This window comes from Marinobacter sp. S6332 (assembly GCF_023016045.1).
GTDB lineage: Bacteria > Pseudomonadota > Gammaproteobacteria > Pseudomonadales > Oleiphilaceae > Marinobacter.
In genome coordinates, this window is the sequence record NZ_JALKAP010000004.1 from 74,316 (window position 1) to 94,841 (window position 20,526).

Sequence of the window (20,526 nt, forward strand, 5' to 3'; positions counted from 1 at the left end):
TTCTCTGGCGCTGGTGCGGGCGCAGTTGCAGCCCCAAACGCTAATAGACTTTTCCGGTGGTTCCTTAGTATCGTAAGTTTAGTTTGTCTCCGTCAATTCATAAGGACGCCAATGTGACCGAGCTACACCCTGATCTCCGTGAAAATGTCCGCATGTTGGGCGAATTGCTGGGGCAAAGCATCCAGCGCTATCCCGGGCGGGAATGCTTCGAACGAATCGAAGAAATTCGAGCTGCCGCCAAATCCGACCGGCGGCAGGAAAGTGGCTCCGGCCAACGGCTGGTCAGCCTTCTTGGCAAGCTAAGCGATGACGAGCTGCTGCCAGTCACCAGAGCATTTAACCAGTTTCTTAATCTCGCGAACCTAGCTGAGCAATACCACGGCATTCGCCGCAAGCGTGATCATCAGTCTGATCTGATGGTTGAACCATTAGCGGGTGTTTTTGATCGCCTTAAAGACGGTGGCGTAAGTGCGGAAGCCTTGCACCAATGTGTTGCAGATATGCGTGTGGAGTTCGTATTGACAGCGCACCCTACAGAAGTTGCGCGCCGTACACTGATCATGAAATACGATGAAATGTCGGATTGTTTGGCGAGTCTGGACCACGCAGACTTGCTTCCATCCGAGCGAGAGGCGATTACAGAACGCCTGTCACGGTTAGTAGCCGAAGCTTGGCATACCGATGAGATTCGCCATGAGCGCCCCACGGCCGTTGATGAAGCCAAATGGGGTTTTGCGGTTATCGAAAACAGTCTATGGCAGGCTTTGCCGCGATTCCTTGGTGATCTGGATCGGTCACTTCAGGAGGCGACAGGCGAGGGCCTTCCGTTACAGGCATCGCCCGTGCGTATCGCATCCTGGATGGGCGGCGACCGGGACGGTAATCCCAATGTTACCCATCAGGTAACCCAGAAAGTGTTTTTGCTCGGGCGGTGGATGGCTGCGGACTTGTTTCTACGTGATATCAAGTCACTGAGAGCGGAGCTTTCCATGTGGCAGGCAAGCGATGAGCTGCGTGACCTATCTGGCGATTCCCGGGAGCCGTACCGCTATGTATTGGCAGAATTGCGGGATCGGCTTATCAAAACGCGGGATTGGGCGGAGGCTCGCGTTAATGGCGAGCCAGCTGATACCTCGGGCATACTCTTTGAGAATGAAGATCTGACGGCACCGCTAGAACTCTGTTACCGATCGCTAGTGGAGTGCGGGCTTGAAAAAATCGCCAATGGCGCTTTGTTAGACACCATTCGTCGCGCCCATACATTTGGCTTGCCCCTAAGCCGTCTCGATATTCGTCAGGAAGCGACCCGCCACGCGGAAGCGGTTGCCGAGATGGTGGAGTATTTGGGGCTTGGTGATTACCTTTCTTGGTCTGAAAAAGAGCGCCAAGTATTTTTAATACAAGAACTTCAGGGCCGCCGCCCACTGGTTCCCCGCAACTGGGAACCTTCTGAACCGGTACGGGAAGTTCTAGACACCTGCGAAGTGGTTGCGCAACAAACCCCGGAAGCTCTGGGTTCCTATGTTATATCCATGGCCAGCAAGCCGTCGGATGTGTTGAGCGTGATCCTACTGCTTCGCGAATCCGGTATGAAATTCCCCATGCGGATCGTGCCTTTATTTGAAACGCTGGATGACCTTCGCGGCGCTCCCGACAGTATGTCTGCCCTGTATGAGGTGGACTGGTATCGGGATTACTGTCAGGGGCGGCAGGAAGTCATGATTGGCTATTCAGACTCATCTAAGGATGCGGGTCAGCTTATGGCTGCTTGGGCCCAGTATCAGGCGCAGGAAAAGCTCACTCAAGTTGCAAACCGATTCGGGGTGCATCTAACGCTGTTTCATGGCCGCGGCGGAACCGTCGGCCGTGGCGGTGGCCCGGCCAACCGAGCAATTTTGTCTCAGCCACCGGGTTCCGTAAACGGTAGCTTCCGCATTACCGAGCAGGGGGAAATGATCCGATTTAAGTTTGGTTTGCCTCAGCTTGCGGTGCAGAGCTTAACGCTATATAGCACTGCGGTGATCGAGGCGACTCTGGCGCCGCCACCCGAGCCCGAAAAAGCTTGGCGCGATACTATGGACTGGCTGACGGAGCGTTCGCTCAAAGCTTATCGCGAAGTGGTTCGGGAAAATCCCGATTTTGTACCCTATTTTCGCCAAGTCACCCCGGAGCAGGCGCTGGGCAAACTGGCGCTGGGTAGTCGGCCTGCGCGTCGCAAAGCCAGTGGTGGTGTGGAAAGCTTGCGAGCCATTCCGTGGATTTTCGCTTGGACCCAGATGCGCTTAATGCTGCCCAGCTGGTTAGGCAGTGATGTGGCCTTGGAAGATGCCGCCAGAGAGGGGCGTCTGCCCGAATTGCGTGAAATGATGCAGGGGTGGCCTTTCTTCCGCACTTATGTCGACATGCTCGAAATGGTCTTGGCCAAGGCTGATTTGCGCATCGCCGGTTATTACGAAAAAACACTGTTGGACGATGACAAGCTCCGTGCCTTGGGTACCAGCTTAGGTGAACGCCTTGAAGGCTGCGTTCAGCGCCTTCTGGAGCTCAAAGAACAGCATGAGTTGCTGGAGGGCGAGCCGGTCTTTGCCCACTCCATGCGCGTGCGCAACCCATATACAGACCCCTTGCACTACCTTCAGGCGGAATTATTGAAGCGCGATCGGGAAAGCGAGGGCAAAGGCGAAGTGCCTGAGCTGGTAGAACGTGCGCTTAAGGTTACAATGGCGGGAATTTCCGCCGGTATGCGTAACACGGGTTAACACCACCGGGAACGGACAACGGGGCGCAGAATGCCCCGGCCATGGATAACAGGAGTATTCTTTTGGCTCTCGCAGCGCGACTGGAGCGGTTTTTCAATAAACAGGGTATAGCTTATCAGGAGCTGCCAATCGATAGGGCCGCCAACCTTGACGAGGCGGTGGCTACGCTTGGCCAATCCCGTCAGGACGTCATCAAAGCAACTCTGCTGATCGACATCGGTGGCATTGTGATGGTTGTTCACAGGTTTGACAGTGCGCTTGATACAGAAGCTCTCTGGCAAATGACGGGGCGCCATCTGCAACCCCTTACCGAGCAGCAGGCCTTCCGGTTATTCAGTGATTGTGATCCCGGGTTTACGCCGCCAATCGGCAATGCTTATGACTTGCCGGTGCTTGTCGATGAAGGTATTACCAGATCAGAGCGGGTTCTGTTTTCCAGTGGTACAGACCACTCGATGGTGGAGCTGGAAGGGCGGTCACTGCGCCTTGCGATGGTTGGTTCCCGGGAAGGGCATTTGGCGATTCGCGGTCCGGACAGTGATGACGCCCGGGAAGCACTGACGCTGGCAGAAGTCGCTAGCAAACTGAAAAAGCTGTACCGGCTGCCGCCCATGCCAGCACTGGCGTTACGCATTTTACGCCTAACTTCCAACACTGAGGCGACTGCGCGGGAATTGGCAGAGCTTATCGAGTTCGACCCCAGCCTAACTGCACAAGTGATGCGCTATGCGCGCTCGGCCCTATTCAACTATCCTGGTCAAATCACCTCTGTTCAGGAAGCGGTAACCCGCGTTTTGGGCTTTGATCGCGTTGCTCACATCGCAATGGGTATAGCCTCGGTTCGTGCGTTTGACGTGCCAAGATCAGGCCTTCTGGGCATGGATAACTTTTGGCGCCACTCGCTTTACTGCGCCTTCCTGTGCCAGCGCTTGGCGCCCCGCTGCGGTGCAGACAAGGGTTTGGCCTATCTCTGTGGCTTATTGCACAACTTTGGGTTGCTGTTGGTGGGCCATTTGTTCCCGGCAGAGTTCAAAGAACTCAACAGGCTTAGAGAGGCCAACCTCGAGACCAGCATGCAATCGTTGGAGCAGCAGGTATTCGGACAGGGGAGCGAACAGGAGATTATCGCCGTAGGTCACGGCGCTATTGGCGGAATCTTGCACCGTTTATGGGAGTTGCCGGATCCTGTGGTCAAAGCCGCGGGCGTGCATCAGCAGCTGGGTTACCAAGGTGAGCATGAAAACTACGTGATGATGGTTCAGCTAGCGAATGCGCTTTTGAAGGAACGGAACATAGGCGACGAGTTTAATGCCGATGATATTCCGGCGCTGCTGCGTGGGCTGCAATTGGAGCCTGCAATCGTGAATGAAATGATTGACGAGATTGATAAGGTTGCGCCGGAGCTGGACGCACTGGCATCGTCACTTATCACCTAACGGCGGTCTCTGAAGATTGGTTGTGTCCCGTTTTATAAAGATGATACGGAGGTCGACTTTCTCTGGAGTGCCTGACTTCGTATAATGCGCCATCGCCAAATCTGGCTAACACCTGTTCCGGCAGGAGAGGTTGTCGCAAAGGCATAAGTTTTTGCCACAACTTTTCAAACGATAATGACGAAAACGGGAGCACAGCGTTATGCGAATCATCATGTTAGGCGCACCAGGCGCGGGAAAAGGGACTCAGGCCCAATTCATCACCGAGCGTTTTGGGATACCCCAGATTTCTACTGGCGATATGCTGCGGGCAGCCGTTAAAGCCGAATCCGAGCTTGGCAAACAGGTGAAAGAAGTAATGGCAACGGGCGGTTTGGTGTCCGATGACATCATTATTGCGCTGATTGAAGAGCGTATTAAACAGCCGGATTGTAAAAACGGTTACCTGCTTGATGGCTTCCCTCGCACAATTCCTCAAGCTGAAGCACTCAAAGATCAAGGCATTGTTATCGACTATGTTGTCGAGATTGCTGTAGATGATGAAGAGATTGTAAGTCGTCTCTCTGGTCGTCGTGTACACGAAGGCAGTGGCCGCATCTACCACGTTAAGTACGATCCGCCCAAGGTGGAAGGGAAAGACGATGAAACCGGCGAGCCGCTGATGCAGCGTGCTGACGACAAAGAAGAGACTGTTCGTAAGCGCCTGAAAATCTATCACGACCAGACCGCGCCTTTGATCGGCTATTACCAGAATCTGGCCGAAAACCAGCCGGACGTAGCGCCTGAATACGTGCGCGTAGAAGGTGTGGGGAGTCTGGACAGCATTCGTGATCAGATTCGAGCCAGCCTCAAATAATCCACTGACCTTTTATCGAGGCCATTCACGCCTGTGAAACTTTTGGCACTGGACACCTCCTCAGAGGGCTGCTCTGCAGCCCTTTTTGTTGATGGAGAGGTTTTTGAGAAGTTTGAAATTGCGCCTAGAGGCCACACCCGTCTCTTGATGCCGATGTTGCGCGAGTTATTGACGGAGCAAGCACTCAAGCCTACCGACCTTGACGCGCTGGCGTTTGCCCGTGGCCCAGGGTCGTTTACCGGCGTTCGCATCGCTACCGGTGTGGTTCAAGGCTTGGCATGGGGGCTCGACCTTCCCGTTGTTCCTGTTTCCTCTCTGGAAACTGTGGCTCTGGGTGCCATTGAAACCTTGCAGGTAAAAGAAGGCGAAGGTATAGCTGTCGCATTCGATGCCCGCATGAGTGAGCTGTATTGGGGGTGCTTCCAAAATAGCTCGGGCCTGCCGGAGCTAATCGGTGAAGAGCGGGTCTGTGCGCCATCGCGGGTTGCGTTAGAGACTGATGTCAAAAAGTGGGTTGGCGCAGGTCATGGTTGGGCGTTCCGCGAAACCATGCCGACCGACGTTTCGGGCCGAATCAACTCGGTGGATGAAGCCATGATTCCCCGGGCTAGCTGGGTAGCGCGTTTGGCCGTTGCTAAGTTCGATCAGGGCTTAGCTGTGCCAGCGGAGCAAGCCCAACCGGTCTATATTCGTGACGAAGTTACTTGGAAGAAGCTGCCGGGGCGTGAGTAAGGCTTTTAATCCGCGCGGACTTCTTCCATACTCCAGCTAACCGCGTTTATTTCTCTGAAGCCCATGGTGCTTTGACGATGATTGGTGGAATCAACTCAGGCAATACGCTTTCCTATCAGTCGGGGACTAACAGCCCCGTGCGTGAGCGTGGTGATGTTGCCCGTTCCCCTGCGTCTGCCCCCGAGAAAACCGCCGAAGCGGCCCGCCGTGATTTAGCAGATAGCCCTAGCCAGACTGCGTCGGAGCGGAGTGTCAATGACAACCCAGCGCGCCGTGTAGAGGCCCGTCGTGCGGCTGAAGATGTGCGTCTGGAGCGCTTTCGCGCGGATGAGGTTCCTCTACCCGCAGCCCGCGCCTTGTCGACCTTTGCCAGTGTAGCTGCTGCCGGGCAGGACTCTGATGGCTCGACGCTCGCCGGAATCGATATCCTGATTTAATGTCTCGCTCCAACGGCGCAAGAGCGTCCTCCAAAGATAAAAGCATCCCACTGGCAATAGCCAGAAGCCAGCTTGGTGATGAGCATCAGGCCATGGCTCTTGGTGCCGAACTTTCCTTACCCTACCTTGGCGTAGTGCATCCTAAAGATGTGCGACATGCAGATGCTCTGCTGTTTTTGGATGAAAACGGTTTGTGTCTTCAGGTGGCTGGTAAAGGTGCTCCGGGCCCGGTGAGGGCGGAATTTGTAACCGGCAAAATGGGATACCGGCGTGAGCACGGTGGCGGCGCTGGCCAGTTGGTGGCGCGCGCCGTGGGCTTGCAGAAAACAAAGGCGGACTTGCATGTGCTGGATGCCACCGCAGGCTTGGGGCAAGATGCGTTTGTGCTAGCTGGGCTTGGCTGTCGGGTCACTATGTTTGAGCGCAATCCTGTGATTCACGCGTTGCTGGCGGACGGGCTGGCTCGCGCAGCGTTGAATGTCGATTGCGCCCCGATCGTCGCCCGGATGACGCTTCATGTGGGTAGCAGTATCGGCTGGCTGGCTAATGCACGGGAAGAGGAAGCAGAGGTATCCCATGCAGCCGATGTGGTCTACCTCGACCCTATGTTTCCTCACAGGGATAAATCGGCGCTGGTGAAGAAGGAAATGCAGGTGTTTCGAACCCTGGTGGGCGACGATGATGATTCGCCAGTGTTGTTGGAGGCAGCCTTGGCTGTCGCCAAATACCGCGTAGTGGTGAAGCGTCCGCGCAAAGCTCCGGCTATATCTGGTCCAGAGCCCGGTGCCCGGGTAGAGGGTAAGAGCAGCCGCTACGATGTCTACCCAATCTGCGCCTTGCCTACACGCTAGCGCCTTGACTGTCAGGCGCCTAACTTAGACGCCTAACTCATACACCCAACATAGTAACTTGCTGAATAGCTTGGCGTTTCTCCACGCTCAACACCAGTCTGGCATCGTCCGCCACCTCATCAAGCCCTTCTCCGTAGCAGAGTAGCCCGTTATCGTCGGTAGTGAGAACGCCGTTTTTCTGCATGTTTGCGATAAAGTTTCGGAACAGGCTTTTATCGAAAAACTCGGGCGCATTCAGCCCAAACAGTATAGACATTCGCTCTGCTAGCAAGGTGCTTTGCTCTTCCAGTTCGGCTGCAGTGATCTTGCCCGTGCCGTATTTACGGAGTATGCCCAGCGCAATGTGATAACGCTCCACCATCTGGATAATGAACCGGGAAAGCACTCTCAGGCGCAGCATGGCTTCGGTGCCTTCATCCGGGCGTGCAATGCGTTCGTTATCCAGAGCCACAAGCAAGCCTTGATCGACCAGCACATCAATCCACTGATTGATCACTGCTTCTACCTCGTCGTCGTCATACTTCAGGAACAGTTCAGACTGGACATAGGGGTAGGCTACGCTGGCAAGATAAACGATTCTTTCCCGCGCCAGAGAGCTCTTGTTCTCGAACAGGCTGGCCACCAAGGCGGGAAGGGCAAACAGATGCTGGATATTATTTCGGTAGTAAGTCATCAGAATGGCATTGCTGCCTTCCAGCCCTATGATGTCGCCGAGCTTCTGCGGTTGGCGCGAAACCAGCCCCATGGACTCACAGTAGGCAACCCAGTCTTTGCCGCAGCCTTCCGGTAGGGTAACGGTTTCGGCGTAAGGAAACGCTTTCAGAAGGGTGGCATATTGATCCGCCAAACGTTCAAGTTGGCCTTCATCCATGGCCAGTCTTTCTGCGCCGAGCAATACGGTTGCGATCATACCGATGGGGTTAACGGCAACAGAAGCGTTGATGTTGGAGGCAACCCGCACTGACAGTTCGGACACGGCATCGTTCAACCACTCGGGTCGGTATTGGGAATCATAGGCCTCGTCCCGCCAACTGCTACGGACATCATCCAGAACGTCGGATAGGTGAATGGCTTCACCAAAATTCACGGAAACCCGACCGAAGGAGTTGGTGAGTTTGCGCGCTGTTTTGGCCAGCCCAAATACGCTTTCTTTCTGTTTCTTCTTGCCTCTAAGCTCGCCAAGATAGGAGCGCCCCTCCATCACCTTTTCGTAGCCTACGTATACAGGCACAAACACAATCGGCTTGCGGTGATCACGGAGAAAGCTGCGCACGGTCATGGCGAGCATGCCGGGGCGTGGCTGCAGCATACGCCCGGTGCGACTGCGCCCGCCTTCCACAAAATATTCCACAGAGTATCCACGGGAAAACATAACGTGCATGTATTCGTTAAATACTGTGGCGTACAAGGGGTTGTCGCGAAAACTGCGGCGCATAAAGAAAGCACCGCCCCTGCGGAGAATGGGGCCCACAATGGGCATGTTCAGGTTGATGCCTGCAGCAATGTGCGGCGGCATCAGGCCGTTTTTATAGAGCACGTAAGACAACAGCAAGTAATCGATGTGAGAGCGGTGGCAGGGCACATAAACCACGGCGCTGTTTTGCGCGGACTCCGTTACGACACGAATATTGTTGACGGAGACACCGTTGTATATTCGGTTCCATAACCACGAGAGCAGCTTTTCAAATACGCGAATGGTAACAACTGACATATTGGCCGCTATTTCATCGGCGTATTTGTATGCGCGGGCACGGACCTTTTCCGGAGCTACGCCTTCATTGGCCGCAGTTTCTCTTATGGCTTCTTTTACTGCCTGAGTTCGTAGCAGGCCAGATACAAGCGTTCTGCGATGTGATAGGTCCGGGCCCAAAACGGCTTGTCGCACCTTACGGAAGTGGGTTCGCAAAATGCGTGCAAGTTTACGGTTAGCGCGCTCCTCACTATGGCGATGCTCTTCGATTACCTGTTTCAGAGAAAAAGGCTTGTTGAACTGCACGTACGTATTACGACCGTGCACCAGAATAATCAGAAATTTCTGCAACCTGCCGGCGACCGACCAGGTATCTGAAAGCAACAGTTTGACTAGCGACTTCTCTTTGTCTGGAGAGCGCCCCCAGAAGAGCGAGACGGGAACAATCTGGACATCTTGCTCAGGGTTCTCGAGGCCGTAACGCACGAGCGCCTGAAACTCCGAGGTGGGAACCGGTGTTTGGCGCTTACGGAACGATCGGCCAATGCGGCGGTAGAGAAAAAAGAATGAGTGGGAGGGGCCATTTTTAACCGGTAGCGATGTGGTGGCTCCCGGTAACTGTGCCCGGACTACCTCTTGCTCGAGCACCAGTCGGCTCGACAACGAACTGTATTGAAGCACATAACAAACCGGTATTTCGGAGGACAATCCGAGAGCATCAACGCTGTTTCCGCTGACATCTGTCCGGACCCACAAAAACAGTATTTTCCGGAAAAAAGTCAGAATCAGGCTTCGAATACCCTGGTAAAGACGCATAAAATGTCGCTCCGATGAAAATCAGGCGCCAAGTTTACTTGGTTGAGTGAAGGCCGGAAAGCCACTGTGTCATTCTTGAAGCTCGCGACACTATGATACATTCCTGTTTGGCCTGTTTATCACTAAGGCCTGCCCATCCATAAAGGTGCGAGAGACCATGGCGACAACAACCGTTCAGTGGAGTCCCGGTTGGACTACCAAGGCGCCCGAGCCGGGTGATCTTGTGCTGATGCTGTCCGGGTCTGGTGTGTTCAAGCCGGATGACGGCTGGTTGCAGCCGTTGGAGCGCATGCCCGGGCATGCTGAGAATACGGGTTTTGTGTCTTTGGGAAGCGCCGATGGCCGTCCGGTTTTCGTGACGCAAGTGCCGGAGTCTGAATGCGCTGGTTATGATGTTGTTTCTTTGCGGGATGCTCTGTTAACGGCCAGTGATGTGCCAGCGGCGATGTTGAGTACCGGGTTTCAAGTGTGGCAATGGTTTCAGGACCACCAATTCTGTGGTCGCTGCGGCAGTGGAACAGGTTTTCATCGGCGGGAGCGGGCAAAGTGGTGCAGTCACTGCAATATCCCTTGGTACCCGCGACTGGCTCCGTGTGTGATCGTGGTTATAAGAAATCAAGATCGCTATCTTCTGGCAAAATCGTCACGTGTTAAACGGGATTTTTATAGTTTAATCGCAGGTTTCGTCGAGCCCGGCGAGAGCTTAGAAGCGGCGGTTGCCCGTGAGGTAAAAGAAGAAACCGGCCTCGACGTTACCAATATTCAATATCAGGCCTCTGAGCCTTGGCCATTTCCACACCAGTTGATGGCCGGTTTTTTCGCCGATTATGCAGGTGGCGATTTGGTTCTACAGGAAGATGAGCTGGCGGATGCTGGCTGGTTTCTACCCGGGAGTAGGCCTCCTGTGCCTCCGAATACAACGATTTCCGGGCGTTTGATTCGGGAAATGGAAAAGATGATTCTCGGTAAAGAGATTAAGCCTTGAGTGAGTATGAGGCGCCCAGAGTTTTGATTTTCGATTCCGGTGTTGGCGGGCTGAGTGTTGCGGCTTGTGTGCACAAAAAGCTACCGCATGCTTCCATTGTGTACCTCGCCGATAACGCCGCCTTCCCCTACGGTAGTCAGCCTGAATCTGTAGTGATTGAGCGCTCTTGCAGGCTCATTGTGAAGGCGCTTGAGCAGTACCCTTGCGACGCTATTGTCGTTGCATGCAACACAGCCAGCACGGTCGCTTTGCCGCACTTAAGGGCGCTAACACATGTGCCAGTTGTTGGAGTGGTGCCAGCGGTTAAGCCTGCCGCAGCCTGCACGCAGAATCGGCGCATAGGCATTCTTGCCACGCCAGCAACAGTGCGCCGACCCTATCTAGATGAGCTGATTCAGGAGTTTGCATCCCATTGCAGGGTTGAGCGCTTGGGTCACCCTGGCCTTGTGCAGTGGGCGGAAGACTTGGTTCGAGGGTTGGCAGTGCCACAAGCCGAGCTCAATAGTGTGCTGGCGGGCCTGCGTGACGCTGATGTAGATACCGTGGTTCTTGGGTGTACCCACTATCCGCTTTTACTGGACAGCCTTAAGCTGAGTTTGCCTCAGGTGAAATTCTGGGTGGATTCCGGGGAGGCTATTGCCCGCCGTGTTGCGTCGCTTCTAGCGCAAGCGAACAAGCCTGTCGATGCAATTAGCGACCACAGGACGCTGCCTGTGCCTGTGGCGCTCTTCTCCGGCAAACCCCCGGAGGGTATTGCCCGCTATATGGCTGAGCTGAGTCTGCAGCCAAAGAGGGTTATCGGGAATTGGCCGGGTAGCTCATAGCACTTGGGTGAGTTTGAACATGGCAAGGAACTCCAAGGCCGGTATGCTCCGTTTGTGGCAGCAGTAGGTTTTAAAATTGTCGCCCCGGAACCGTGATTTGGTAAATTCCAATCCTTTGAAGTTATAAATAAAGTTTCCTCTGTTGTAGAGGCCGTGGAAGATTCGCTTCAAAAGCTTACTTTCCTGATGTTCTGTGGTGGCATCAAGAGACAGAGGGATAAGACCCAGATCCAGATAAGGAACGCCTTCGGCTTTGAAAGCATCCATCGCGTGGGCCATAAGGGTATAAAAAATACCTTGTTTAAAGTCAGCGTTTGCGCGGGAGATGTTAGGCACGTAACTGATGATTTCGTTGTTGCGGTAAATGGGGTCAAAGTAAATAAAGCCAACCGCCTTGCCATCTTGATACGCGTAGAAATGGCGTTCATTCTCCCGATAATCCATTTCCATAGGGCGAATGAGAAAGCGTATCTCGTTACTCTTGCATTTCCGGGTGCGAATCCAGGCTTCTGAAATTTCTCGGGTGTGGTCGTCACTGAAGCGTTCCTGAACGGTAATTCCGCTTTTCTCGGCCTGATTTAGTGCCGTGCGCAGAATCTGCTTTTTCTTGCCACTGAGGGACCATTTGCCTAGATCGATCCGTGACTCGCTTCCAAACTGTGTTCCGTATAGGCCAAAACGCTGGTGCAAAAAGTCCACAACCGGTTTGGAGACCTGAACATAGGAAGCATTTGGAAAGCGCTTCTGAAAAAGTTCAAGAATTGGTCCGAAATTTTCGGGTGCGCAAACCGGGTCGGAAAGGACAATGGTCGCACCCCACTTACGCATGTAGGCCATATAACCCACATCGGGCACGTCGAAATACTGCATGTCTGGCTGTAGGGTAGAGAAGGATTGAGAGTGGCCACCAAACCTTTTCAGGTAAGTCACTCTTTCACTGAAGGTAAATTCAGTGTTTTCAAATTCTGAGGTTTGGTCGAGTGTAAGAATTTGATCTGACATAGTGATTCTCCCCGGTTGTTATTGTTTTGCAGGTGCTGAGCTATGCCTGCTTGCGGCCGAGAATGGACCAGTAACAGTCCATGTTCATCAATTTGAAGTGCTTTTTCTCTGTAACCTCAAGACCCAGACGCCGCATGTGTTCCGGGTAGTTGTAGATTTTGTGGAAGGCATTGTTAGCAAATAGCCAGAAGGTGAACACGGCCATATACCAATACAGTTTTTTGAATGTGCGCGAGAACAGGTTGCCGGTGGGGTAGCAGAAGTCGCCCACAACAATGCTGGCATCTGCTTTACCCAGTTGGATTAGGTGTTCCAGAACTTTCACCATCATTCCTTCTTCAAAAACATTGAGGAAGAAATTGGCAACAACCATATCGTACTGGCCGACTTCGTCTACCTTCATGATATCGCTGTGAATGCGGCGAATGGTTAGGTGGGGTGCCTCGCTCTCTTGGGCTTCGCCGAACTTCCGTAACATGGTTTCTGACAGATCAACAACCGTAACATCTGCGCCAAGTTCAGCCGCACGTATCGCATCCCGGCCATGGCCAACGCCAGCAAAAAGAATGCGGTCGCCGGGCTTCACTGTTTCCACCTCTAGCATGGCGGTTTTGCAACGGTGGATGTTCTTGCCGCTGTATAGGTTGCTGAGGAAATCGTATACGGGGCCGATGTAGCGGTACTTGTCGCGCATAGAACTGCTGCCTGCTCTTGATTGCTTTGATGCTGCCACCGTTATTGTCATTTTTGCTCTGCCCATAGGTTCAGAGCGCTTCGGTGGCTAAGACCTTGGGATTTTTGAGTTTAATGAACAGGGTAGGAGAAATATGTGCCGCAATGCGCATTTCGGGATACACAACTTAACGCAACGCAATACTTTGCAAACAACATCAAGGTTTGGGTTAGGAGTGTCAGACAATAAAGGATGGTCGTACCGAAAAATCAGCCAGATACGGCATTTTGGATCAGTTGATCCATGTTATTTCCCGCTTCTGGATATACAGCGATCCCGATACTGACCCCGATAAACACCTGATGTTCGCCAAGTTGGAAGGGTGCCTTGAGCGTTTTGATTAGCTTTCTCGCGATCTGGCTGACATCGTCTTTGCCATGGATTGAGGGCAGTAGTAGCGTGAACTCGTCCCCCCCGAAGCGCGACAAAGTGTCGCCTTTGCACAAACATCCTTCCAAACGTTGGGTTACGGCTTGCAGCAATCGATCGCCCATCGCATGGCCAAGGGTGTCGTTAATAACCTTGAAACGATCAAGATCAAGAAACATCACGGCGAGCTTTTGCTTTGCGCGGCGCGCATGGGTAATGGCTAACTCCAGACGATCTTTGAATAGGGCTCGATTCGGTAAGCGTGTGAGCAAGTCGTGATAGGCCTGAAAGTTGATAAAAGCTTCAGCTTCTTTGCGTTCAGTAACGTCTCTAGCCGTTCCGTAATAGCAGGCCTTCTGCCCACTGCCACCGCCTTGGGTATCGCTATTGTGGGTCCAGGATTGGGGCGCAATTGGGAAGGCTGTCACTTCGAAATACCGGTTTGCGCGCCTGCTACCGCGAGTTTTAATACGTATTTCCAGCGTGCGTGGGTTGTCCGCGCTTATATCTGGTGCATTGAGAGCGTAGGTGCCTTTGGCAACGTCCCGATCGTCGAGTATGTGCCGAAAGTGTTTACCGCAAAGCTCAGCCGGCTTGTACCCCAGCAGACTTTCAATTTTGCTGTTGATAAAGCAGAAACGGCCATGGGCATCAAGCATGAAAACGATGTCGGGCGAGCTGTTTACGATGTAACGGTGCAGAGCTTCAGATTTTTCAAGGCGCCCCTGTACGTCTTCATGGGCTTTAAGGAGGGTTTGTTTTCCAACTACGCCTTTTACTAAGGCAAGGAGTTCTTCAGGATCATAGGGCTTGCGGATGTAATCCAGAGCACCACGCCTTAGGGCGCGGCTGACTGCTGTAAACGAGCTTTCGCCGCTGATTACGATAACTCCGCATTCCGGTTGCCGGTTCTCAAGGTGCGCCATAACGGCAAAACCATCTACCTCAGGCATGCGTAAGTCGATCAGCGCGAGGTCATAGTGCGAAGTGTCTGCTAATTCACAGGCTTGTTTTCCGCCATAGGCCTCGGTGACATCATAACCACAACCGCTTAGCAGCGAGGCTAGCGCGCTCACCAGTCGTGGCTCGTCATCAACCACCAAAATGCGCGCTGCCTCGGACGGGGAGGTCCTCTTGGTTAGCTCTGATGCCATCGGTTTGAGTCCGTTTCCTATCAGTCAGTTTCGGTATTTGTTTAATCCGTGCCCAGCACAAATACACCGGGGCAGAGGTTACCCGTAAGGATTGGGACAGCGGTCAATGACGGCGTTCTTAACAGCGATAAAAGTTGATGGTCGAGCACGTTAGGTGTGCGGCCGCTGAGGTTGGTGAGCGTTTGGGTGGCAAAGGCTTCTGTCAAAGCGCTGCCGCCTGCTACTACGCTCACTGCCAAATGTGGATGTTGGCCGGCGGTGCCTGAAAGAAGAACAAGGTTGTCATCTACGTGTCCAAAGCATAAGGCTGGAAGGCCGGTAATCAGCGTTAGGCTGCTTACAGATTCCGCTAGAATGGTGGCATTCGTGGTCTCGAGATCAGCAAGCCCAATGGCTTGCTGGGTAATAGCCTGCTGTAATACGGTGTGTCGTAGCTTTAGTGCTGCGGGTTCAGCGTTGTAGCTGTTAATCAGCGGGACTCCCAGAGATTCCGCCATTGTAGATACGTCTTGCGCGATCCGCCGGTTGATTTCCCTAACTAGCTCTTCACTGAGCCCGAACATGGTACCGGCAGCGGCAATGCCCGCTGAGTCAGACAAGGCTAAACGCGCCGCAAGACTGATGACCTTGACCAAGTGCCCCGCATCTCGCAAATCTGATGGAAGTGCCTGCTGATAACGCATGGCGTCCGCCGCCATGGGCCCCAGCCCCCAAGAGGTCACCACTTCAGCCGCTATCTCTGACTGTCGGTTCATATACTCTTGTCTGGTTTCCATATCTGGCGTTTTAATGGCTATCAGCTCGCCGATGTTATGGAGCAGGCCAAGCATAAACGCTTCATCGGCTTCCGGGTATCGAGTCAGGGTTGCCAGTGCCCGAGCGGTCAACGCAGTCGTAAGGGCATGTCGCCAGAAGTCTCGTAATTGTTGCCAGGCGCCACCGCCCAAATCGAAAAGTATCTGGCGCATAGCTGCGGTCAGCACCAACGTTTTGAACCGACGAGTTCCAAGACGCATTAGCGCCTGATCTACTGAGTTTATTCCTCGTGATAACGGATACGGCTGCCGGCCTTCAGTCGACAGGTTTGCACATGATTGCGGCAGCAGAGCTGGCGTGTGTGGTTGTGACTCCAGATCCTGCTTCGGTTACAGATGCTTTCTCTTTGATCAAGGTCTTGAGGCGCCGTGGGTACCGTAAAACGCCCAGTGTGTTGATTAATATGGCCCAAGGGGCCAGTCAGGCTCGCTCGGTGTTTCAGCGCTTGGATTCAGCGGCGCGGCGCCATCTGCAATGCTCTCTCCATTACATGGGTGGGATTTGGCGCGATGAGACTTTGCGCCAGTCAGTGCTGAATCAAAAGCCTGTCGCCCTCTTACCTCAGGCGGACCCGTCTTGTCGGCAGTTCAGTACCTTGGCTGATATGCTTGATGTGCGCTTGGCGCAGATGCCCGTTCGCAAAGCCGGTATAGCGGCCTATTGGTACACAGTCTCTAAGCGCCAGCCGGCTCAGGCGGAAAAAGCAAGCCGGTCTTCGATGTCACCGGATGAACGCTGCTTTCAGGCTGTTGGTGAATTGGAAACGATACTCGGGCGCACGGATGTGAACGCCATGCTGCGCTACGATGTGTTTATGCGTTTGTTTGCGCTGCTCGGGGGCTCACTAGACAACGATACGGTTGAAATTATCCAGGCCGGACTTGGTGCGATTAACTGGGAAGCGCTTAGCCCAGCACAGCGCCAGCATCTGGCAATGCACCTCAGGCATTTGGCTGGTGAGATCTCGCCCGTTGATGCCTCCTCCGATGATGGTAAACAGGTTGGTCTCGAGATTTCGCAGCCTATCCCACCTGAACCTGTCTATGATCGTATCCGTTTTGGTGATCAGGAGAGCTTGGTTAAAGCCCTAAAAGAGCAGCCTTCGAGCATTTCGCTAAATCAACTGCTAAGGTCGCTGGCGGACAAAGAGAATAACAACACCTAAACGACCATCCGTTGATTATTCGTGGCAATCTTGCAGTTTGTCACCGCATTGTCCCGAAAAATGTGCAAGGATCGGATGCTGCTGGCATCCACGAAAAGGAGTTTTCACAATGGCAAAACGAATAAAGGGGGCAGAAGTGTCTTCGTCAAAAGTACTTGAACAGCTACGTGGTAAACATGTTCTGATTACTGGCACTACGGGTTTTTTGGGTAAAGTTATTCTGGAAAAACTGATTCGTGCGGTGCCGGACATTGGCGGTTTACACCTGCTGATACGAGGCAACAAACAACACCCTGACGCCCGTGGCCGCTTTCTCGATGAAATTGCCACCTCCTCGGTATTTGATAGATTACGGCAAGAGAATAACGAAGTGTTTGAAGCTTTCTTGGAAGAGCGGCTGCACTGCGTTACGGGAGAGGTCACTGAGCCTGACTTTGGCTTGCCGCCAGAGGCGTTCCGAAACTTGGCGTGCAGCGTAGATGCCGTTATTAACTCGGCGGCCAGCGTTAACTTTCGCGAAGAGTTAGACAAAGCACTAACCATCAACACTCTGTGCTTGAATAACATTGCTGAACTTGCGCGCCAGAATCCATCGCTCTCAGTTGTCCAAGTTTCAACCTGCTATGTAAACGGGAAAAACTCTGGGCAGGTAACGGAATCGGTGATTAAGCCCGCAGGTGCCAAGATTCCCCGCAGCCAAGCTGGCTATTATGAAATTGAAGAACTGATACGGGTACTTAATGACAGCATTGCAGATGTCCGTTCTCGCTACACTGGAAAAAACCTAGAACGAAAGCTCGTGGATTTGGGGATTCGTGAGGCCAACCGCTATGGCTGGAGTGACACCTATACCTTCACAAAGTGGTTGGGCGAGCAGCTGCTTTTGAAGGCTTTGAACGGTCGAGCCCTTACTATTGTGCGCCCATCTATAATCGAGAGCGCTCTCGAAGAGCCTGCACCCGGCTGGATTGAAGGGGTGAAAGTGGCAGACGCCATTATTCTTGCTTATGCACGAGAAAAAGTCACTTTATTCCCCGGTAAGCGCTCAGGCATTGTTGATGTAATCCCTGTGGATTTGGTCGCAAATACTATTATTCTTGCGGTTGCAGAGGCTTTGGGAGAAGCCCCGCGCTCCCGGATTTACCAGTGTTGTAGTGGCAGCTCAAACCCGGTGTCTGTGGGTGAGTTTATTGATCACCTTATGGCGGAAGCCAAAACCAATTATGCGGCCTATGAAAACCTGTTTTATCGCCGGCCAGTGAAGCCCTTTATTGCTGTAAACCGAACCTTGTTCGATGCCTTGGTGGGAGGTGCACGCATTCCCCTCAGTCTTACGAGCCGCTTGATGGGCGCGCTGGGGCGGGGTAGTGAGTTCAAGGTACTTCAAAACCTCGATACCACGCGTTCCCTTGCATCGATTTTCGGCTTCTATACCGCGCCGGACTACATCTTCCATAACGATAACTTGCTAGCTCTGGCAGCACGTATGGGTGAGGTAGATAAAGCCCTGTTTCCAGTAGATGCTGGTCTAATCGATTGGGCTGTCTATCTGCGTAAAATTCACTTGGCAGGTCTCAACCGGTACGCACTTAAAGCGAAAAAAGCGCGTGCTCCACGTGGCATTCGGGGGCGTAAAAAAGCGGCTTGATTTCGTCTGGTCCCGTTGTGCGGGGTTGGTTTACCTCTCAGGGAAACCGAACTACTCTTTAATTTGTGGCTTGTTTTGTCAGGAATTTACCCTTGAATTCTTGCAGGTTACTGAACGTTTTGCGCTAAAAGTTCAAGCGTGTTAGGACGTTAGTCTAATTCAATAGGTGGTAGCTCACATGTTGAACTACGGCTATGTGTCCGCAGGGCTCGCGTGCCCTCTCGTTTTAAATCAGCAAAATCGACAATGACAACAAACTCTGACCAAAGGGGAACACTATGACTGATAAACACCTTTATCCGGTAAGTCCAGAAGTAGCCAAACGGGCGTTAGTAAACCGGGAGCAGTATGACGAAATGTATCGTCGGTCGGTCGAGGATCCCGATGGTTTCTGGGGAGAACACGGCAAGCGTCTTGAGTGGATCAAACCCTATTCTAAGGTTAAGAACACGTCTTTTGATTACAACAACGTTTCCATTAAATGGTTTGAAGATGGGCAGCTAAATGCGTCTGCAAATTGCCTTGACCGTCATCTTGAAACCCGTGGCGACCAGACGGCTATTATTTTTGAAGGCGATGACCCGGCAGAGTCCCGTCACGTTAGTTACAGTGAATTGCATGAAGAAACCTGCAAGTTCGCCAACGTGTTAAAAAATCTGGGTGTAAAAAAGGGTGATGTCGTCACCATTTATATGCCAATGATCGTGGAAACCGCAGTGGCTATGCTGGCGTGCACACGTATTGGTGCTATCCACTCGGTTGTGTTTGGAGGCTTTTCGCCCGAAGCTTTGGGTGCCCGCATAGTAAATGGTAAGTCACGTTTTGTTGTTACCGCCGATGAGGGCCTTCGCGGTGGTCGTAAGGTGCCACTGAAAAAGAACGTGGATGCAGCGCTTAAAGACAGGGAAGGTGTCGCAGTCGAGAAAGTTGTGGTTGTCAGCCGCACCGGTAACAAAGATGTACCCTGGAACGACGAGCGTGACGTGCGCTATGAGGATCTAGTGCAAGCGGCCTCTGCTGACTGCCCGCCAGAACCTATGAACGCGGAAGATCCTCTGTTTATGCTATACACATCAGGATCTACTGGCGCTCCCAAGGGCGTCCTGCATACGACTGGAGGCTACTTGGTATACGCTTCCATGACCCACCAGTATGTATTTGATTATAAAGATGGCGATGTTTACTGGTGTACAGCAGATTTTGGCTGGGTAACGGGGCACAGTTACATTCTTTACGGCCCACTTTGTAATGGCGCCACTTCGCTTCTGTTTGAAGGCGTTCCCAACTATCCGGACAGTTCACGAATGGGGCAGGTTGTTGATAAGCATCAGGTCAACATTCTTTACACAGCCCCGACGGCTATTCGGGCGTTGATGGCCGAAGGCGAAGCCTGTATGGAGGGTACGTCACGCAAGAGCCTGAAACTGCTAGGCTCTGTGGGTGAGCCGATAAACCCGGAAGCCTGGGAGTGGTACCACCGTGTTATCGGTAACAGCCAGTGCCCGATTGTGGATACCTGGTGGCAAACCGAAACCGGCGGTATTCTGATTGCGCCACTGCCGGGCGCGGTTGATTTGAAGCCGGGCTCTGCAACAGTGCCATTCTTCGGAGTAAAACCAGCTCTGGTGGATAACGAAGGCAATCTGCTGGAGGGTAAAGCCGACGGCAACCTTGTTATCCTAGACAGCTGGCCGGGGCAAATGCGCACGATATACGGTGACCATGAGCGCTTTGTGAGAACCTATTTCAGCACCTACAAAGGCATGTACTTTACTGAAGACGGTGCCCGTAGGGACGAAGACGGCGACTACTGGATTACCGGCAGGGTTGACGACGTGCTCAACGTATCTGGCCACCGTCTTGGTACTGCCGAGGTGGAAAGTGCGCTGGTAGCCCACGACAAAGTGGCAGAAGCTGCGGTTGTCGGCTTCCCCCATGAGATTAAGGGGCAGGGTTTGTACGTTTATGTGACTCTGATGCAGGGTGAAGAACCTTCCGATGAGCTCAAAAAAGAACTGGTACAATGGGTTCGCAAGGAAATTGGCCCCATCGCCTCCCCGGATGTCATTCAGTGGGCACCGGGTATGCCTAAAACACGGTCAGGCAAGATCATGCGTCGCATTCTGCGTAAGATTGCCGCTAACGAGCACGACCAGTTGGGAGATACTTCAACACTTGCAGATCCTAGCGTGGTTGATGATCTCGTCAGCAATCGTGCGTTCAAATAAGGTCTGAAAACAGGCCATAAACCCGTGA

15 protein-coding genes and 1 pseudogene are annotated in these 20,526 nt (G+C 53.1%); 11 read left to right on the forward strand and 5 right to left on the reverse strand.

The features are described from left to right. Window positions 1-113: 113 nt before the first annotated feature. The 6 genes from ppc (at window position 114) to MWU62_RS07075 (ending at window position 7,068) form a co-directional block, all read left to right on the forward strand. Window positions 114-2,759 carry a phosphoenolpyruvate carboxylase gene (gene ppc, locus MWU62_RS07050; RefSeq protein ID WP_247114191.1) on the forward strand — a complete coding sequence of 882 codons (2,646 nt, stop codon included), beginning with the start codon at window positions 114-116 and terminating at the stop codon, window positions 2,757-2,759. 62 nt (window positions 2,760-2,821) lie between these two features. Then, complete coding sequence (locus MWU62_RS07055; RefSeq protein ID WP_200361868.1) at window positions 2,822-4,195, forward strand: HDOD domain-containing protein; 1,374 nt, start codon at window positions 2,822-2,824, stop codon at window positions 4,193-4,195. Between the two features lie 199 nt (window positions 4,196-4,394). Next, window positions 4,395-5,048 (forward strand): adenylate kinase, encoded by a 654-nt coding sequence (gene adk / locus MWU62_RS07060; RefSeq protein WP_200361758.1) that lies wholly within the window; start codon window positions 4,395-4,397, stop codon window positions 5,046-5,048. Window positions 5,049-5,081: 33 nt separating this feature from the next. Further along, window positions 5,082-5,780, forward strand: a complete 699-nt coding sequence (tsaB, locus tag MWU62_RS07065) for a tRNA (adenosine(37)-N6)-threonylcarbamoyltransferase complex dimerization subunit type 1 TsaB (protein WP_200361757.1) — start codon at window positions 5,082-5,084, stop codon at window positions 5,778-5,780. Between the two features lie 77 nt (window positions 5,781-5,857). After that, entirely contained in the window at window positions 5,858-6,217 is a 360-nt protein-coding gene (locus MWU62_RS07070) for a UDP pyrophosphate phosphatase (protein ID WP_247114192.1), read from the forward strand. Between the two features lie 92 nt (window positions 6,218-6,309). Next, window positions 6,310-7,068 (forward strand): class I SAM-dependent methyltransferase, encoded by a 759-nt coding sequence (locus MWU62_RS07075; RefSeq protein ID WP_247114454.1) that lies wholly within the window; start codon window positions 6,310-6,312, stop codon window positions 7,066-7,068. Window positions 7,069-7,105: 37 nt separating this feature from the next. Here the strand turns inward: MWU62_RS07075 and plsB are convergent, their stop codons facing one another. Continuing rightward, a complete protein-coding gene (plsB, locus tag MWU62_RS07080) occupies window positions 7,106-9,574 on the reverse strand; it encodes a glycerol-3-phosphate 1-O-acyltransferase PlsB (RefSeq protein ID WP_247114193.1) in 2,469 nt (822 codons plus the stop codon). Window positions 9,575-9,731: 157 nt separating this feature from the next. Between plsB and nudC the strand changes: the two genes are divergently transcribed. Together nudC and murI are read left to right on the forward strand one after the other, a co-directional pair. Continuing rightward, entirely contained in the window at window positions 9,732-10,559 is an 828-nt protein-coding gene (gene nudC, locus MWU62_RS07085) for an NAD(+) diphosphatase (RefSeq protein WP_200361753.1), read from the forward strand. After that, complete coding sequence (gene murI, locus MWU62_RS07090; protein ID WP_247114194.1) at window positions 10,556-11,383, forward strand: glutamate racemase; 828 nt, start codon at window positions 10,556-10,558, stop codon at window positions 11,381-11,383. The genes nudC and murI overlap by 4 nt, the downstream gene beginning before the upstream one ends. On the opposite strand, the gene MWU62_RS07095 is transcribed toward murI, so the two are convergent. The 4 genes and pseudogenes from MWU62_RS07095 to MWU62_RS07110 form a co-directional block, all read right to left on the reverse strand. Next, window positions 11,378-12,385 (reverse strand): DUF2156 domain-containing protein, encoded by a 1,008-nt coding sequence (locus MWU62_RS07095; RefSeq protein ID WP_247114195.1) that lies wholly within the window; start codon window positions 12,383-12,385, stop codon window positions 11,378-11,380. The two genes, murI and MWU62_RS07095, sit on opposite strands and share 6 nt — an antisense overlap. 40 nt (window positions 12,386-12,425) lie before the next feature. Then, a complete protein-coding gene (locus MWU62_RS07100; protein WP_200361867.1) occupies window positions 12,426-13,079 on the reverse strand; it encodes a class I SAM-dependent methyltransferase in 654 nt (217 codons plus the stop codon). 260 nt (window positions 13,080-13,339) lie between these two features. Next, a pseudogene (locus MWU62_RS07105) lies at window positions 13,340-14,641 on the reverse strand (diguanylate cyclase); the annotation flags it as partial. A gap of 41 nt (window positions 14,642-14,682) precedes the next feature. Next, entirely contained in the window at window positions 14,683-15,657 is a 975-nt protein-coding gene (locus MWU62_RS07110) for an HDOD domain-containing protein (RefSeq protein WP_247114196.1), read from the reverse strand. Window positions 15,658-15,731: 74 nt separating this feature from the next. On the opposite strand from MWU62_RS07110, the gene MWU62_RS07115 reads away from it, so the two are divergent. The 3 genes from MWU62_RS07115 to acs all read left to right on the forward strand — a co-directional run bounded on the left by MWU62_RS07115 (window position 15,732) and on the right by acs (window position 20,498). Then, a complete protein-coding gene (locus MWU62_RS07115) occupies window positions 15,732-16,622 on the forward strand; it encodes a hypothetical protein (RefSeq protein WP_247114197.1) in 891 nt (296 codons plus the stop codon). Window positions 16,623-16,731: 109 nt separating this feature from the next. Beyond that, the gene (locus MWU62_RS07120; RefSeq protein WP_247114198.1) at window positions 16,732-18,270 is read left to right on the forward strand and encodes a fatty acyl-CoA reductase; all 1,539 of its coding nucleotides are present in this window, start codon (window positions 16,732-16,734) and stop codon (window positions 18,268-18,270) included. A 278-nt stretch (window positions 18,271-18,548) separates the two neighbouring features. Then, window positions 18,549-20,498, forward strand: coding sequence for an acetate--CoA ligase (gene acs / locus MWU62_RS07125; protein ID WP_247114199.1), 1,950 nt, complete (start codon window positions 18,549-18,551; stop codon window positions 20,496-20,498). Window positions 20,499-20,526: the final 28 nt, after the last annotated feature.